The sequence below is a fragment of the Nostoc sp. FACHB-280 genome (genome assembly GCF_014697615.1).
Classification (GTDB): Bacteria; Cyanobacteriota; Cyanobacteriia; order Cyanobacteriales; family Nostocaceae; genus Nostoc_B.
On sequence record NZ_JACJSD010000040.1, the window covers coordinates 1 to 15,830 of the forward strand.

Annotated in this window: 12 protein-coding genes; 9 read left to right on the plus strand and 3 right to left on the minus strand. The window is 41.3% G+C overall.

Annotated features, from left to right (window positions below):
* Positions 1-80: 80 nt before the first annotated feature.
* The 3 genes from H6G75_RS24240 to galT all read left to right on the plus strand — a co-directional run bounded on the left by H6G75_RS24240 (position 81) and on the right by galT (position 5,352).
* Entirely contained in the window at positions 81-1,241 is a 1,161-nt protein-coding gene (locus tag H6G75_RS24240; RefSeq protein WP_190982493.1) for an LLM class flavin-dependent oxidoreductase, read from the plus strand.
* A 1,172-nt stretch (positions 1,242-2,413) separates the two neighbouring features.
* Positions 2,414-4,273: a glycoside hydrolase family 2 protein gene (locus H6G75_RS24245; protein ID WP_190982494.1), complete on the plus strand. Its 1,860-nt coding sequence runs from the start codon at positions 2,414-2,416 to the stop codon at positions 4,271-4,273.
* Positions 4,252-5,352 (plus strand): galactose-1-phosphate uridylyltransferase, encoded by a 1,101-nt coding sequence (gene galT, locus H6G75_RS24250; protein ID WP_190982495.1) that lies wholly within the window; start codon positions 4,252-4,254, stop codon positions 5,350-5,352. Before H6G75_RS24245 ends, galT begins: the two co-directional genes overlap by 22 nt.
* 83 nt (positions 5,353-5,435) lie before the next feature.
* On the opposite strand, the gene H6G75_RS24255 is transcribed toward galT, so the two are convergent.
* Positions 5,436-6,362 carry a DNA cytosine methyltransferase gene (locus H6G75_RS24255; protein ID WP_190982496.1) on the minus strand — a complete coding sequence of 309 codons (927 nt, stop codon included), beginning with the start codon at positions 6,360-6,362 and terminating at the stop codon, positions 5,436-5,438.
* Between the two features lie 46 nt (positions 6,363-6,408).
* Positions 6,409-7,533 carry a HindVP family restriction endonuclease gene (locus tag H6G75_RS24260; protein WP_313934907.1) on the minus strand — a complete coding sequence of 375 codons (1,125 nt, stop codon included), beginning with the start codon at positions 7,531-7,533 and terminating at the stop codon, positions 6,409-6,411.
* A 171-nt stretch (positions 7,534-7,704) separates the two neighbouring features.
* Between H6G75_RS24260 and H6G75_RS24265 the strand changes: the two genes are divergently transcribed.
* The 6 genes from H6G75_RS24265 to H6G75_RS24290 all read left to right on the plus strand — a co-directional run bounded on the left by H6G75_RS24265 (position 7,705) and on the right by H6G75_RS24290 (position 13,062).
* A complete protein-coding gene (locus H6G75_RS24265) occupies positions 7,705-8,799 on the plus strand; it encodes a Xaa-Pro peptidase family protein (protein WP_190982497.1) in 1,095 nt (364 codons plus the stop codon).
* 21 nt (positions 8,800-8,820) lie between these two features.
* A complete protein-coding gene (gene galK / locus H6G75_RS24270) occupies positions 8,821-9,903 on the plus strand; it encodes a galactokinase (protein ID WP_190982498.1) in 1,083 nt (360 codons plus the stop codon).
* The gene (locus tag H6G75_RS24275) at positions 9,893-10,261 is read left to right on the plus strand and encodes a signal peptidase I (RefSeq protein WP_190982499.1); all 369 of its coding nucleotides are present in this window, start codon (positions 9,893-9,895) and stop codon (positions 10,259-10,261) included. The genes galK and H6G75_RS24275 overlap by 11 nt, the downstream gene beginning before the upstream one ends.
* 393 nt (positions 10,262-10,654) lie before the next feature.
* Positions 10,655-11,464: a phytanoyl-CoA dioxygenase family protein gene (locus H6G75_RS24280; protein WP_190982500.1), complete on the plus strand. Its 810-nt coding sequence runs from the start codon at positions 10,655-10,657 to the stop codon at positions 11,462-11,464.
* A gap of 201 nt (positions 11,465-11,665) precedes the next feature.
* Positions 11,666-12,640 (plus strand): glycoside hydrolase family 43 protein, encoded by a 975-nt coding sequence (locus tag H6G75_RS24285; RefSeq protein WP_190982501.1) that lies wholly within the window; start codon positions 11,666-11,668, stop codon positions 12,638-12,640.
* A gap of 182 nt (positions 12,641-12,822) precedes the next feature.
* Positions 12,823-13,062: a hypothetical protein gene (locus H6G75_RS24290; protein WP_190982502.1), complete on the plus strand. Its 240-nt coding sequence runs from the start codon at positions 12,823-12,825 to the stop codon at positions 13,060-13,062.
* 479 nt (positions 13,063-13,541) lie between these two features.
* On the opposite strand, the gene H6G75_RS24295 is transcribed toward H6G75_RS24290, so the two are convergent.
* The gene (locus H6G75_RS24295; RefSeq protein ID WP_190982503.1) at positions 13,542-15,797 is read right to left on the minus strand and encodes a family 1 glycosylhydrolase; all 2,256 of its coding nucleotides are present in this window, start codon (positions 15,795-15,797) and stop codon (positions 13,542-13,544) included.
* Positions 15,798-15,830: the final 33 nt, after the last annotated feature.

Below are 15,830 nucleotides of genomic sequence, written 5' to 3' on the forward strand. Positions count from 1 at the left end.
TTTTGACAAATACTCAGCACTTTCTTGAACTTCTAGATTGAAAGGGCGTGCCATTGCTTCCTCATGAGTCTTTTTCTTCCATGTTCTTTATTCTACAGTTCTATGCACGCTCATTTAGACTTGGTATTAGCCCTCTTTCCCAAGCATTGACACAACCTGTATTGCTGGGTTTATTTTTACCTATTCAGGCAGGAGGTTGGAGTGCATCTAAATTACCGCGCACTACTGACTGGCAGTTTGAATATAACAAAGCACTGGTACTGAAGGCTGAGGCATTAGGCTTTGATTTGATATTTGCGCTGTCACAGTGGCTTCCCAAAGGTGGCTATGGAGGTGTTTTTAACGGAGAAGCCCTAGACTCGTTTATCACAACAGCTGCCCTGACAAGCATCACCCAAAAAATCATGCTAATTTCTACTATTCATGTGTTGTATGGGCCGATTCACCCGTTACATTTAGCCAAATATGGTGCGACGTTAGACCATATATCAGGGGGTCGTTGGGGTATCAATATTGTGACGGGACATCGAGCTGTGGAACATGAGATGTTTGGTTGGAACCGCATAGAGCATGATCATCGCTATGAACTGGCTGCTGAGTTCGTAGAGGTGGTACAACGTCTGTGGAATGATGACGAGAACTTTTCCTTTGAAGGAAAGTCAACTTGGAAACTTGGTGGAGCCTTTGTCACACCCAAGCCGAAATATGGTCGCCCAGTTTTGGTGAATGCTACAGGTTCAGATGCGGGTATTGCTTTTGCGGCGCGTTACTCGGATATTGTATTTATTACTAGTCCTGGAGGGTCAGATTTTGCTAGTGCGATCGCTCTCTTACCTGCCCATACCCAAAGAGTGAAGCAAGCAGCGCGGGATATTGGGCGTGAAGTCCGCACACTTCTCAACCCTATGGTGATTAGTCGGGACACTGAGCGCGAAACTTGGGACTACCACGATGCGATCGTTGCTTATGCTGATTCTGACGCACCTTTAGGCTTTAGCAGATTTGACAGTGATGCTCACGCTTGGAAGGGTCGTGTAGGTAAAGATGCACCGAAACGTCGGGCGATTGGTGGAAATATCGAAGTCATTGGTACACCTGAACAGGTGGTTGAGCAGTTTATCCAGTTGAAGCAGGCTGGTATTGATGGTTTGCAATTGAGTTTTTATGACTTTAAAGAAGACCTGGAATTTTTTGGCGATCGCATCCTTCCTCTGATGAAGCAGGCTGGTCTAAGATTATAAATTATGAAGTCTGAAATGCAAAAATTCTTGCTTGTATTTAGATTGAAAGTTCTTGATAAACTAGATAGTAGGCTTCCAACTCAGTAGCTCCTGTGAGCTTTAACGAACACAGAAAGGCCACAGAGTTCAAAGTCTGTTGCGTGTAAGGGTATAAATCGTCCAAACTCTTACACCTCTATTACCTGAAATCTGTTACTTATAATATTGTTTCTGCTAAAAGATTTATCATTAAGACCCCAAAGACAGCAGAGGGAGCAGAGGAGAAAATTTTGACATTTCTGCACAGTTTCCTGGAATCATAATTGATTACCCAAAGATGATATTAGACGGTCGCCTCATTGATTTGAATTCAGCAGCTAATAACGTTAGCAAACGCTATAGAAATCATATTTGATTTAGGAAAAAACTAGGTAACTTCTACTCTCTTTTTGCTGTTCTCTGTCTATATAATACCAATTCTGTATGAAGATGCACTGAATTAAATAACGAACCACATAGACGCGGTAGCGGCTTCCCGCAGGGTAGGGCGCAAAGAACACAAAGAAAGACGAGATATGAAGATTAAATGCAGACTCACATAAAATTGGTATAAGTATGTTCAGTTATCAAATTCGATTTCTATAGTAGAGTTCGCTAGTTAACGGAACTTAGATAAAAATCTTGTTTTTCTATATGCTTTTCTCTGCCAAAGTTAACCATGCTACAAATTGCTCATAATTAATAATATTTACGCAATAACACAAAAAATTAAGGTCTTAGACCACATTGCATATTAAGAATAAGTCTAATTTCTAAAATGGATTAGTAAATGAATTGAAATAAATAAGGAATATACATAAATTTATTTATTGTCGACTTTCTAGAATAGCAGATTTATCATATTTATTAGCCAGCTAAATTTCAGACTTTTTTTTTAGCTCTCCAGCTAAAGATTGCTGATGTATGTGTCATAATGTCACGAGTCAATAGTAAAAAAACTATTTTAAGTTTCCAACACATCTAGTGTTGGATGTAACAGTATTTGCTATGTAAAATCCAATGCTATTCTCTATAACCAAGCAATAAATAAATAATCTGGTAAAAACTCATGCTATGTCTGACAATCCAAATATTTTTGTCTAAATTTAACCGATAGCAAGGGTTTAGTAAGTTCTGGATAGGGAGGAAAACTGATGAGATTGTTAGATTTGAAAAATCGTGAAGTTGAATTACCTTCTAAAGCTGATAGTAACTTTTGGGATTCAAGAACAATAGTACACCCACGACCACTGTTAAAACGCTCTACCTGGCAAAGCTTAGATGGCTTATGGAAGTTCGCATTTGATGACGAAGGCAAATGCGTCCAACCCAGCGATCTTAAGCATTGGTCTCATCATATAGAAGTTCCTTTTGCGCCCGAATCTACCAAAAGTGGGATTGGTGATCAGGATTTTCATCCCAACTGCTGGTATGAGCGAGAATTTGCCACACCAGATGGTGATGGCAGATTATTGTTACATTTTGGTGCTGTAGATTATCGGGCGCGTGTGTGGGTTAACGATCAATATATAGCCGAGCATGAAGGCGGGCATACTTCTTTTAGCCTCGATATTACCCATGCTTTAAACAATAGTGGCACAACAAAGGTGACAGTTTGGGCGCAAGATGACCCCCACGACCTCGCTAAACCTCGTGGAAAGCAGGATTGGCAGTTGAAACCCCACAGTATTTGGTATCCCCGCACCACTGGGATTTGGCAAACTGTCTGGTTAGAACGTGTAGGTGAGACTTATCTCGGTCATTTACGTTGGATGCCTGACTGCGAACGCTGGGAAATTGGCTTTGAAGTTGGGCTTGCCGGTAATGTTCCGACTACGGGTGTACAAATCAAAGTGAAGTTGAGTGTGGATGGTTTGGTGTTAGCCAGCGATAGTTATGAGGTATTTAGTGGGGAAATTAGCCGTCGGATTGCTTTAGGTGATCCGGGTATTGATGACTGTCGGAATGAATTGCTTTGGAGTCCAGAAAAACCCACACTAATTGATGCCGAAATTCAGCTATGGCACAAAAACCAGTTGCTAGATAGTGTGCAATCTTATACAGCTATGCGGACTGTGAGTATTCAGCGCGATCGCTTTATGCTCAATGGTCGTCCTTATTATCTAAGGCTAGTGCTTGACCAAGGCTATTGGCCTGATAGCTTAATGACTCCACCCGATGATGATGCTTTACGACGTGATGTAGAACTCGTCAAAGCTATGGGTTTTAACGGAGTCCGCAAACACCAAAAAATTGAAGACCCCCGCTTTTTATATTGGGCAGATGTATTGGGGTTGTTAGTATGGGAAGAGATGCCTAGTGCTTACCGTTTTACACCCACAGCCGTAGAACGTATGACCCGTGAGTGGACTGAGGTAATCAAACGAGATGTTAGTCATCCATGTATTGTGGCTTGGGTTCCGTTTAATGAATCTTGGGGAGTGCCAAATTTAGTAGAGACGGCGGCTCACCGTAACTACGTCTTAGCAATGTACCACTTAACCAAGACCCTTGACCCAACTCGCCCAGTTATTGGTAACGATGGTTGGGAAAGTACAGATACAGATATTCTCGCTATTCATGACTACGATAAAAAGCCTGAGCGATTAGCCCATCGTTATCGCCCGGATATCAAGATATCGGATTTATTTGAGCGTAGCCGTCCAGGTGGACGCATCCTCACGCTGGATAACTACCCCCATCAAGGACAACCTGTCATGTTGACTGAATTTGGCGGGATTGCTTATGCACCAATTGACCACCCTCATGCAGATCAAGCTTGGGGATATGAAAATTGCTCGAATATTTCCGAACTAGAAATGAAATATGCTGCTTTGCTGGAAACAGTGAACGACATCGAGCTATTTAGCGGATTCTGTTACACGCAATTCACAGATACCTTCCAAGAAGCTAACGGTTTATTGTACGGCGATCGCACACCGAAATTTCCCATTGAAGCCATCCGTGCTGCTACCCTCTCAGGACAAGGATTATGTACTCCCACCAGCTGTTAAAGCCCGACGGACGGAAGTTAACTTTATATAGTCGCTATCCCATCAATAGTCAGTTAGAAGCCACGAGTCCTAGTAACGAGCCAGTACAAGCTAATCCGCACCTGCGCTGGCATCCTTTGCGGGGTGAATGGGTAGCTTATGCTAGTCACCGTCAAGGGCGGACATTCATGCCACCCCCAGAATATAACCCCCTTGCGCCAACCATCGACCCCAACTTTCCGACAGAACTACCCCAAGGTAGGTATGATGTGGCGGTGTTTGATAACCGCTTCCCCTCAATGATTCCGACGGCGAAGAATCCACCTGATGCGATCGTGGAGACTTTACCTGCTAATGGAGCTTGTGAAGTAGTAGTTTTTACTCAAAATGCTAGTGCTTCCCTCAGTTCTTTAGAATTGTCGCACCTGGAATTGCTGTTGGAAGTGTGGGGCGATCGCACTCGTGAACTGGGCGAAAATCCCCAAATACAGTACGTTCTAGCCTTTGAGAATAAAGGTGTAGAAGTGGGTGTTACATTGCACCATCCCCACGGGCAAATTTACGCTTATCCGTTTATACCACCTGTGCCTGCGCGGATGTCAGCTATGCAGCAGGAGTATTATCAAGAACATCAAAGGGGTTTACTGCAAGATTTGATTCAACGAGAGATTGCTGATCATCAACGGATTATATATCAGGATGAAGATGCGATCGCCTTCGTCCCAGTGTGTGCGCGTTATCCCTATGAAGTCTGGGTTGCACCAATTCAGCCAGTCAGTAGTTTTACAGAACTAACTCCAAAACAACGCCTAGGACTGGCTAAAGCATTGAAAACCGTCACCCTCAAGTATGACGGCTTGTGGAATCGCCCATTTCCTTACTTAATGGCTTGGTTTCAAGCACCCACGGACGGTTCAGCACATCCTGAAGCACATTTACACGCCCAGTTTTATCCCCCATATCGCACCAGTGACAAGCTGAAGTATTTGGCGGGAACGGAACTTGCAGCCGGGATGTTTGCGAATGATGCTTTACCAGAGGAGAAGGCGAAGGAATTACAGGCGGTGAGTGTCAATTTACAAATGCCAATTTCTGTCTGATGGGAAAATAGGCGCATTTTTATAACTAATGCGCCTCACAACAAATTATAGAGAGATTGATCGATAACGTATCTACTCTACATTCAGGAAGAAAGTGTATGAAGTGAAACTGGAAGAGAAGAATCTTGTACATATTGAAGGATACAACGAGCTACATATTCAGCTAACTTGATAGGAACAGCATTACCAATCATCTGTTCTAAATCTGATTTATTACCCTGGAACTTAAAAGTTTTTGGAAATGTTTGAATATAACTTCTTTCGATGGTAGAAAGAGGTCTTAATTTCTCATTAACATCACAAGCATCTCCTTCATGCTTCTTATATGTTTTGGGAATAGGACGGTTTACTCCCCGAACTGTTGGACTAGGTTCATGGATGCTGAATATAGCCCTTCTTTTATAACTTCTTGGATGACGATAAAAATAATCAATACCTAAATCATGACCTAGATAATCAAAAACAGTCATAGGCTTCTTAGATTGATGTTTGATTAGATAATTGCTGAGAGCATTATCTTCTCCATGAAGCTGACCAATTAAAAAGTAACGTTTTCTAGCTTGTGGAACTCCACAGTAACTTGCATTTAATATTGAACAAGTTAAACCATATCCAGCTTTTTTGAAGATTTCTAAGGCTGTTGTTAAAATTTGACTTTTAGTAATTCTATCTACATTTTCCATCACGAACCAATTAGGCTTGATTTGCAAAATAATATTGGCAAATACAATCGTTAAATCGGCCCTACCAAGATTTTCATCTCGTTTTCCTGCGCTTGAGAAATCTTGGCATGGAGGGCCACCAATAATTATTTCTGGATTAAAACTGGAAATTATTCTACATATATCTTCTTGAAAAATGTCTTTCTCAAAAATAGGATGATGAAAGTTTTGTCTATATACTTCAATTGCTGGAAGCCAATTATCAAAAGCTGCTACTAAATTAAACCCAGCATTTTGAAATCCCAGGGACAAACCTCCGCAACCTGCAAATAAATCTACTGTTTTCATTTCTGATTTTGTAATTTGATAGTTGCAATTTAATTTTGATTTCTAACTAATAATCTGGCATAATAGGAACTGATAAATCAAATATATCTGGTGAGTTAAATATTATAGCATCAAATCTTCTTTCTGGACTCAAGAGATTCTGACCACCGCCTAAGATAATTCTTTTAATTTCTTGTTTTGTAATTCTAGGTTGTCTCAAGGCTGCCGATGTCATGTAAGCATGGGTAACTCTACCGCTTACGGCAAATGCTTTATCATTTTTCGTATTATACGAAAGGCTGTCTATGATTCTCCCATGATTAAAAGAACCATTAATACTAAAGTCAGATAGCATTTTAAACAGCCAAATAATTGTTCTAGTATGCCTAGCAATATTTCTGATTCTTCCGTATGTATTAATTTCTATTTTTGCTAAATCTATAAATAATCTAGTAAAAGCTAGATTACTCCACACAAAAACGTCCAAGCAGTTATCTACTAACTTTGGTGATTTTCCTTCTGTTTTCCAGATAGGCTGCATTAAAAAAGGCTTTTGTGCATCTATAAGTGAAAGTGCGATCGCATCTATACAGTCAATCATATCTGGAATGTAAGGTATTACAGAAATTGCTTCTGTCCAATCAGTAATGTTTGCAAGTTTTTCCGTAATCGCACTGCCCAGAATAGACGGGTTGATTCTAAACTTTTCTACAATACTACAAGCTAAATAAACTATAGTATCTGGTCTGATTACAATTTCACAGCCATAATAATCTTCTGCAAATTCACAAGTTGTATTATCCGGTAAGGCTGTTAATTTAATCTCAATTGGCTGTAAGCAAGAACCTGAATCTCTTGATTGCGTGACTAGATCAACACCTGGTAGATTTCCAATTAGATATTGTTGATATGGTGTAAACTGCGTTTCAAAGGCATAGAAAAGATTATCGGAGGTTGGGTCGATTCCGTAGAAGTTTTCTGTACTAATGCTTGAATGCTCAACTTTGAGGTTTGAGTTTAGCTTAATGTATACATTCTCTAGATTTAAACTATATAAATAAGAGCAAAGAGAAGCCGGGAATGAAGAGTTAAAACAGTTTTTGCCCCAAGCTTCTTTTTGGGTAAAATCTCGGTTTGAGTATATTAATCCAAATAATCCAGGCTGCTGATTTGGTATATTTCCCAGTAACACAGGTTCTGATGGAAAAAATGAGTAATAAGATATTACAGTAAACAGTAGCAGCTGACACTGCTAGATTAAGATTTTTGAGTAATTCGGCGGTAATAGCGATCGCTACCTCAGACAGACGCAGATAGACACAGATAGATTTGATAATTAGCTGTATCTATATATGTTCTTCCTATGAGCGAAGAAGTCTCGACGAAACTAGGATTTATCAGGGAAACCATCTCTCAAACTGAGGTTGGGGGTGTGCGTCTGCGTGGTATAGATTGGTTTGCTTGGGCTACTGGTGGTGCTTCTAATACCGTACTGTTGACGGCTGAAACTGGTGTGGCAGAATTATTAGTCACTGGACAAGATGCGTGGGTATTGACTGATGAAATTGAAGCCCAGCGTCTCAAAGATGAGGAATTACCCAGCCATTTGAAGCTCCATATTAACCCTTGGGCTGATGCTGCGGCTCGTGAGGCTTTTGTCCGTGAGGCTACAGATGGGGGTATAGTTATTAGCGATCGCTGCAATAATGCAACTCCACAAGAACAATCAATACCCCACTCTCTACAACAACATAAGCGGGTATTATTGCCAACGGAGTTAGACAGATATCGCCACGTCGGACAACAAGCCAGCGCAGCGATGACAGAAGTGCTACAAGCTGCCCAACCTACTTGGACAGAATATCAGTTAGCGGGTGCGGGTGCGGAAGCGTTGTGGGCGAGAGGTTTACATCCAGCTTTGACATTGGTAGCTGGAGAAAGGCGTTTACCTCTATATCGTCATGCTACACCGACGGGAGAAAAGATTGGAAGACAAGCTATGCTGGTATTTTGCGCCAGAGGCTATGGATTGTATGCGAATCTCACAAGATTTGTTTGTTTTGGTAGCCTGACAGATGATGAAGCCCAATTACATCGTTATGTCTGCGAAATAGAAGCTAAAGCACTCTCAGCATCTCAACCGGGAATGACTCTTGATGCAGTTTATTATGCTTTAGCGCAAGCTTATGAACAACATGGATTTCCTCATGCTATCCGTGAACATCACCAGGGAGGAACTACAGGCTATTTAGCTAGAGAGATTGTTGCTAATCCAACAACAACCGACTTTTTAACCGAAAATATGGCGATCGCCTGGAATCCCAGTTTAACAGGTGCGAAGGTTGAAGATACTTTTGTCATTCTAAAGGATGGGAAATTAGAAAATCTCACTTTTGATCAAAACTTCCCTAGTGTGGAGGTAGAAGGAAGATTACGCCCTGTACCGTTAGAGAAATGACAGAGACATTTACCAGCAATTATGACTTTTCAACAAATATTTCATCAGCCACCTGAAACTCAAGCGAGTGCATCAGGAAGAGTTAATTTACTGGGCGAACATACCGACTATAACGATGGTTTTGTCTTACCAACGGCGATTCCCCAACAGACAACGGTACAGTTAGGTTTGAGTGATGATGGACAACACCAGTTTTATTCAGAAAATCTGCAAGAGCGTGTCAGTATTTTAGATATTCATCATACGCCTTCTGGATTTGCTAGTTATATTTTTGGTTGTATTGAAATCTTAAAACAAGCAGGATATACCATTCCTTCGCTGAATGTGTATGTGCAATCATCAGTGCCTATGGGTGCTGGTTTATCTAGTAGTGCAGCTTTGGAAGTAGCAACACTCAGAGCAATTCGCCAGCTATTAGATTTACCAATTGATGATGTCGAAATCGCTCAACTTGCCCAACAAGCAGAAATTCACTATGCAGGCGTACAATGCGGCATCATGGATCAAATGGCTTCCAGTCTTGCTGATACTGAACATCTTTTGTTTCTAGATACTCGAACGCTAGAACGGCGTATACTAGCTTTTCCCAACGACACAACAATTTTAGTTATAGATAGCGGTGTACCACGCACTTTGGCAACTAGTGGTTATAACCAACGTCGTGCTGAGTGTCAGGAAGCAGCGCATTTGTTGGGAGTCAAGGCACTACGAGATATTACTGAAGTTCAGGTGACAGAAAAATTGCCAGAACCATTAAATCGTCGCGCTCGTCATGTGGTGACAGAAGATAACCGTGTTTTGGAAGTTTTGCAGGGAGTCACACCTGAGCGTTTTGGTGAGTTGATGAACGCATCTCACGCTAGTTTGCGGGATGATTATGAAGTCTCTGTACCAGCGTTGGATACATTGGTAGAAATTTTACAGAAAACCCCAGGCGTATTTGGTGCAAGGCTGACAGGTGCAGGTTTTGGAGGTGCTTGTGTGGCGTTGGTAGCTTTAGGTGAAGAACAAATCATTGCGCCTCAAGTCCTCCAGCAATACAACAACGCAGGTTATACAGGACAAATTTTAGTTCCTAACTTCGAGGTGCATAATGCAGCCTAACGTTATTTTTGGCAATGCTGTCAGTGAAGGTACAAATCGTTGGGGTTGGTTTATGGGACACTTCATCACTCCAGATTATGATCCACGTTCAACTACAGCACTAGAAATTAAATGGGGTGTGCATCAAGCAGGAGAAAGTAGAACTGAGTGGGCAGTAAATAATCAAGCTGCTACACTTTCTATCTTGATTAATGGTCAATTTTGTCTGCAATTTGAGGACAGAGAGATTAATTTATCTCGTGAAGGTGATTATGTGTTGTGGTATGCAGGTGTGGCGCATTGTTGGACTGCTCAGTCTGACTGTACTATTCTGACTGTGAGATGGCCTTCTGTACCTAATGATAGTGTAGGAATATGATTGAAGTAAAGTAGATAGAAACAAAATTAAATTATATTTTCTCATCTTTATTTCACAGCATGATAGCTATTTTTAGCTATTTATCTACTTATTTTTCAGTATCATTATAGTTGAACTTGCTAATACATAAGTTCGCTTATTTTTTTATATTCATAACAGTATTTCTTATAAAAATTAATAAAACAAATATCAAGATAATACGCTATTATCGACTAGCAATTATAAAAAACTGTCTTCAGAGTCTAATTTATAGCAGTAGCCAAGTTGCTTAGGACATGGATAAATAGTAAAACTGAGACAGCACAAAGCTTTTAACCCTGTCACCTGTCACCTATCACCTGTCCCCTGCTATACATTTGGCTCTCAATTTGTTAATGCAAGAGGTTAAGAGAAATGGTTCAAAGTATAGGCGGTATAGCTAAATATTCAGCTACCGACCTAAATACATTTGCTCAGGAATTGAATCAAGACGGAATTTGTGTAATTCGTAATCTTTTTGAGCAAAAATTGATTAATGAGTGGTTAGAAGCGTTTGAAAAGTTATTTCACGATCGCCAAAATCAACCAGGTGGTTTAGCTCCTCGTGAAACCTCACGCTATTACCTAACTTTGCCTTGGGTTTATCCGTTTGCTAATGAGTCGGTTTTCGCTAACCCAGTAATTATGGGTATTCTAAAGCGCGTTTTTTATCAAGAATATGTAATGGTGCAGTTGGGGGTTGACGTTCCATTCCAGGGTTCAGATTATCAGGAAACTCATCGGGACTTTCGCCCATTATTTAGCGATCGCATCGTTACGCCACTTTACGCCTTAGCAGTTAACTTTCCCTTGGTAGAAGTAACCCCAGACAACGGCCCGTTTCAAATGGCGAGGGGAACTCATCTTTTACCACGGGAAGAAGGATTACAAAAGATTGCTACTGGTGAGATTCCAATGGAATCATTTTATATGCAGCCTGGAGATGTAATGGTGCGATCGCCTTTAGCACTGCACCGAGGTTCACCAAATCGCACAAACCAGCCCAGACCTATGGTAGTCATGGGTTATGCTATGCACTGGTTACAAACACCAAAGGTAGATTTAACTCTGCCACGGGACTATTATGATCATCTCCCAGCAGAACTGAGGCAGATGCTACGGTGCAAAGTTGTAGAGGAATTGTCTCAGCAAAAAGTCGAAACTTATATCAATTTCAAGTATTAGTCATTGGTCATTGGTTAACGCGATTTTTTCAACCCCTCTCCATAGAGCGAAGCTCTTCTCGTAGAGTACCTCTCCCCGAAACGGAAAGAGGCTTTGAATCTTACTCCCCTTCCCTGCGAGGGAAGGGGTTGGGGGTTAGGTTTGAGATAAAGTTGTACACGGCATTAGTTATTCATAGCTAATGACCATGAAATATTAACTATGGAATACACTAATCCGGTTTATCAAGGTTATTTTGCTGATCCCTTTGTTTGGCAACACGAAGGGGTATATTATGCGATCGCTACTGGTGCAGCAGAAGCAGAAGGAACAAAACAATCCCGTGTATTTCCTCTGTTACGTTCCTTTGATTTTGTCAATTGGCATTTTGTTGATCACGCACTGTTGCGGCCAGACCCAGCCCTTGGCAATAATTATTGGACTCCCGAAGTTGCTTACAATGATGGACTTTTTTATCTCTACTACTCTGTCGGACATGAAGATAAAAACCATCAGTTGCGAGTAGCTACAAGTGATACTCCTTTGGGGCCTTATCAAGATATTGGCGAAGCACTTACAGATTTAAATACTTGTCCCTTTGCTATTGATCCGCATCCATTCTGTGATGATGATGGACAATGGTATCTATTTTACGCCCGTGACTTTTTGGATACAGAAGGTGGTGTGCGTGTTGGTACAGCTTTGTTTGTAGACCGACTCCAAACAATGACTAAGTTGGCTGATGAGGGAAAGGTGGTTTTACGGGCGCGTTCCGATTGGCAAAGATTTTTAGCTAACCGTTTAATGTATGGTGAAATCTATGATTGGCATACTTTAGAAGGCCCTTGTGTGCGTAAACATGAAGGTAAATACTATTGCTTTTATAGTGGCGGACGCTGGGAAACTGAAGACTATGGTGTCGATTATGGTGTTGCTGACAATGTGATGGGGTCTTACTCTGATGCTGGTAACGAAACCGGGCCACGAGTGCTAAAGTCTGTGCCTAATTTTGTCAGAGGGCCGGGACATAATTCTATTGTGCTTGGGCCAGATGGTCAAACTGAGTATGTTGTTTACCATGCGTGGACACAAAACATGGATAAACGGCAAATTTGTTTAGATAAACTCATTTGGACACCAGAGGGGCCACGTTGCCAAGGCCCTACTTGGACACCACAGACTATTAGTGACTCTTGAAGTTACTTAAGAAAAAGTTTGATTTTATTTTTGGTAGTTGCAAAAAATTAATTACTCAATTTATGTCATACACAGCGTATTTTTCCTGAATTAGTTATAGGAATAGTTCTATCTGTGGATAGTAAAGTTAGTAGAAAATCAACACTAACATTAGAGAATAACTGATTACAAGGTGCAAATATATGACATCAAAAACTCCTCCCGATAATCGCCAAGATGAAAATAAATATGACCCAGAAGATAATCCTGGGACTCAAACAACTGTTCCTACTACAGAAGAAGGGGATACTCCTCTTGATGAAAGATATCGGATGACTGGTCAAGAATCAGGTACAGAAACTCGTCAGGGTGCTGAACCGGAAGCCCCTGGAGGTAATGTTACAGTTCCTGGTCTTCCCAATCAAGGGACAGAATCTCGTTAAGATAATTATTGAATTTTTGATAATCCCCAAAATGAACGCTTTGGGGATTTGTATTTTACTTACTTCAAAAATGCTGTAGTAATTGATGTCGCTTTTGATGCCATCGCCAAGTATGAGTGATAATTTCTTGCAAACTTGGGTATTGAAGATTCCAACCTAATTTTGTACGTGCTTTATCAATACTGCCGACTAAAATTGGTGTGTCTCCTAATCAGCGATCGCGCTCTACAGAGAGCCAATATATCTGGCTCCGCCTGTAACTAAAAATTGTTGACATAATTAGACACTGGAAATTAAAAATAAAGAATGTAGAACGTTAAATTGTTAATCTATACTGAGACATTGTTAATGCAGAAGGATACATTGCTAATGTAGGTTGAGACATTGCTAATTTAAGGCTTGACATTGTTAATGCAGGGAGACACATTGCTAATGTAAGGCTTGACATTGTGAATGCAGGTTAGTGAATAACGAATGGGTTAGCCTCTATCATCAAAGTAGCGAGACATAGCACTATCAAGACAAGGCATTAATTGACCGCGATCGCTACCAAGTACACTATAAGTAGGGCGTTTTGCAGGTAAATTAATTTCTTGCATAGGCAAAGCAATCAAATTCTTGGTACTCACACCAGCTTGTTTTGCTACTAATCGCGCCAAGTCAGCCCAAGCGATCGCAGTTTTGTTAGCCAAATGCCACAAGCCGCTTTCACCATCAATTAATAAATCAAGACTTGTATGAACTAAATCCGGTATATATGTAGGTGAAACAACCGCATCTTCAGCCGCCACAAAAGTATGACCAGCATTTAGTTCACGTAAAGCAATAGTTACAAAGTTATATTCATCCCAAGGGCCAAAAAATGCACTAGTGCGAATTACCAGTGATGCAGGATAAGCCTGTAATACTAATTTTTCAGCTAAAACTTTACTACAACCATATACATTCAGAGGTGCAGCGTCATCACTTTCTACATAAGGTTTAGTTACAGCACCATTAAAAACTAAATCAGACGAAAAAGTTAACAGTACGGCATGATGTTGAGCGCAAGCAGTAGCTAAGATAGCTGCACCTTCGGTATTAATTTTCAGGCAAATATGAGGTTCACGTTCTGCATCATCTACGCGCACATATCCAGCCGCGTTTACCACTGCCCAAGGTTTTAACTTTTTTAACACTGCATTTACAGAGTCAGGATTAGTAATATCCATTTCTTGACGTGTGAGTAAGCGATATGTAATACCTCGCATCTCACACAACCGAGCAAAAGCTTGTCCTAATGTACCTTTTGCGCCGACTATGACTAGAGGGGGAGTGCTGAGTTTTGAGTGCTGAGTGCTGTTAGCGGTAGCGCGGCGTTTAGCCGGTGCTGAGTTTTGAGTATTGAATGTTGAGTTGGTAAATTTATTGTTATCACTCCCTTCATTGAGACAGTGAATAGCTGGGTATAATAAACGCTGTGGTCGATGCCACCATCCTGGTGTGTTAAGTAAAGGGTGATGGGGTTGATTACCAGTCGCCAAATCACGGACTAATTTAGCGATCGCAGTTGGTCTAGGATGTGGAGAGCGTAAATCAAATACGCCTGATTCGTAATAGCTAACTGAGCGTGTAACTAAACTATTCCAATCGTAGCTGCCAAGAAGTGACCAAGCTGTAACAGCACGAATATCTACACCTTCATTTTGTAATTTCTGAGCATCATTCCACGCCTCATAAAACCAGCGCAATTGCTCCTCACGAGTGCAACTCAGGTGAACTTCAGTGACAGCCAAGGGTAGTTTATAACGTTCCCATGCTTCTTGGAGTAAAGTATACACACCTGCCACATTTTCAGCACAAACTCTTACCGCCTCAACATCTGCATATTGATCACGGCCATTACCACCATGTGTCCGGGCGGGGTAGTTTTCTAATTGTTCATCTAAAAAGCGATCGCTTGTGAGGTAATGGTTAATGCCAATAATATCTGGTGGACAATAAGAATTTTCGCAAGCTGCTTCCAGTTCCGCTTCACTAATGCCACAGTTACACAAGTAACCCCACATCGGATGAGTTGAGGTAATGTCACCACACAATAAATCAAAGCTCAACCAACGGCGTTCGTTTTCAAATTCTGCTTGATACACCAACTTGGTTGTACTGTAAGTTTTGCCCAAATCTTCAGTTTGTACAAGTTGAGCATTGGGGTTAACTTCTCGAATTGCTTGCATAGAAAATGCGATCGCTTGGCATTCCCCTAACAAAGCACGGGCAAAAGTTAAATTGTCTCTACCGTGTGGATACCAGTGACCATACATCCCACTAAATCGTGCCGTTGTTAATGGTTCATTGATTGGCGTGTAATATGTTACCCAAGGATAGCGTTCAGCCACCGCACGAGCAAACTCGGCTAATTTCTGCGGAAATGCGGGATCTATCAAACTAGTATCACGGGGGCCGCTACCATGATGCACCAACCCCACAATTGGAGTAATACCAAGTTCCTTTAACTTTCCTAACCGCACATCTACCCAAGACCAGTCAGCATTTTCTAAGCCATCGGGCGCAACTCTTTCCCAAAGAACCGGGTAACGCATTTTCTTGATACCCAATTCGGCAAACAACTCTAAGTCATCCAAACGCTTTGCATGACCATTAGATTCCAACTGATCAAAATACTCCTCACCCACGCGATTAACAGTACACTCTACTCCAGCCCAAATTTCCACCGGATATCTCGCATCACAGACCATAACTCATACCCACTCCTAATATTCTCCGCGCCT

Coding starts and splice junctions, on each gene's coding strand:
- galT (WP_190982495.1), top strand. CDS start 4,252: ATGTACTCCCACCAGCTGTTAAAGCCCGACGGACGGAAGTTAACTTTA.
- galK (WP_190982498.1), top strand. CDS start 8,821: ATGACTTTTCAACAAATATTTCATCAGCCACCTGAAACTCAAGCGAGT.
- H6G75_RS24285 (WP_190982501.1), top strand. CDS start 11,666: ATGGAATACACTAATCCGGTTTATCAAGGTTATTTTGCTGATCCCTTT.
- H6G75_RS24275 (WP_190982499.1), top strand. CDS start 9,893: ATGCAGCCTAACGTTATTTTTGGCAATGCTGTCAGTGAAGGTACAAAT.
- H6G75_RS24295 (WP_190982503.1), bottom strand. CDS start 15,797: ATGGTCTGTGATGCGAGATATCCGGTGGAAATTTGGGCTGGAGTAGAG.
- H6G75_RS24240 (WP_190982493.1), top strand. CDS start 81: ATGTTCTTTATTCTACAGTTCTATGCACGCTCATTTAGACTTGGTATT.
- H6G75_RS24255 (WP_190982496.1), bottom strand. CDS start 6,362: ATGAAAACAGTAGATTTATTTGCAGGTTGCGGAGGTTTGTCCCTGGGA.
- H6G75_RS24265 (WP_190982497.1), top strand. CDS start 7,705: ATGAGCGAAGAAGTCTCGACGAAACTAGGATTTATCAGGGAAACCATC.
- H6G75_RS24245 (WP_190982494.1), top strand. CDS start 2,414: ATGAGATTGTTAGATTTGAAAAATCGTGAAGTTGAATTACCTTCTAAA.
- H6G75_RS24290 (WP_190982502.1), top strand. CDS start 12,823: ATGACATCAAAAACTCCTCCCGATAATCGCCAAGATGAAAATAAATAT.
- H6G75_RS24280 (WP_190982500.1), top strand. CDS start 10,655: ATGGTTCAAAGTATAGGCGGTATAGCTAAATATTCAGCTACCGACCTA.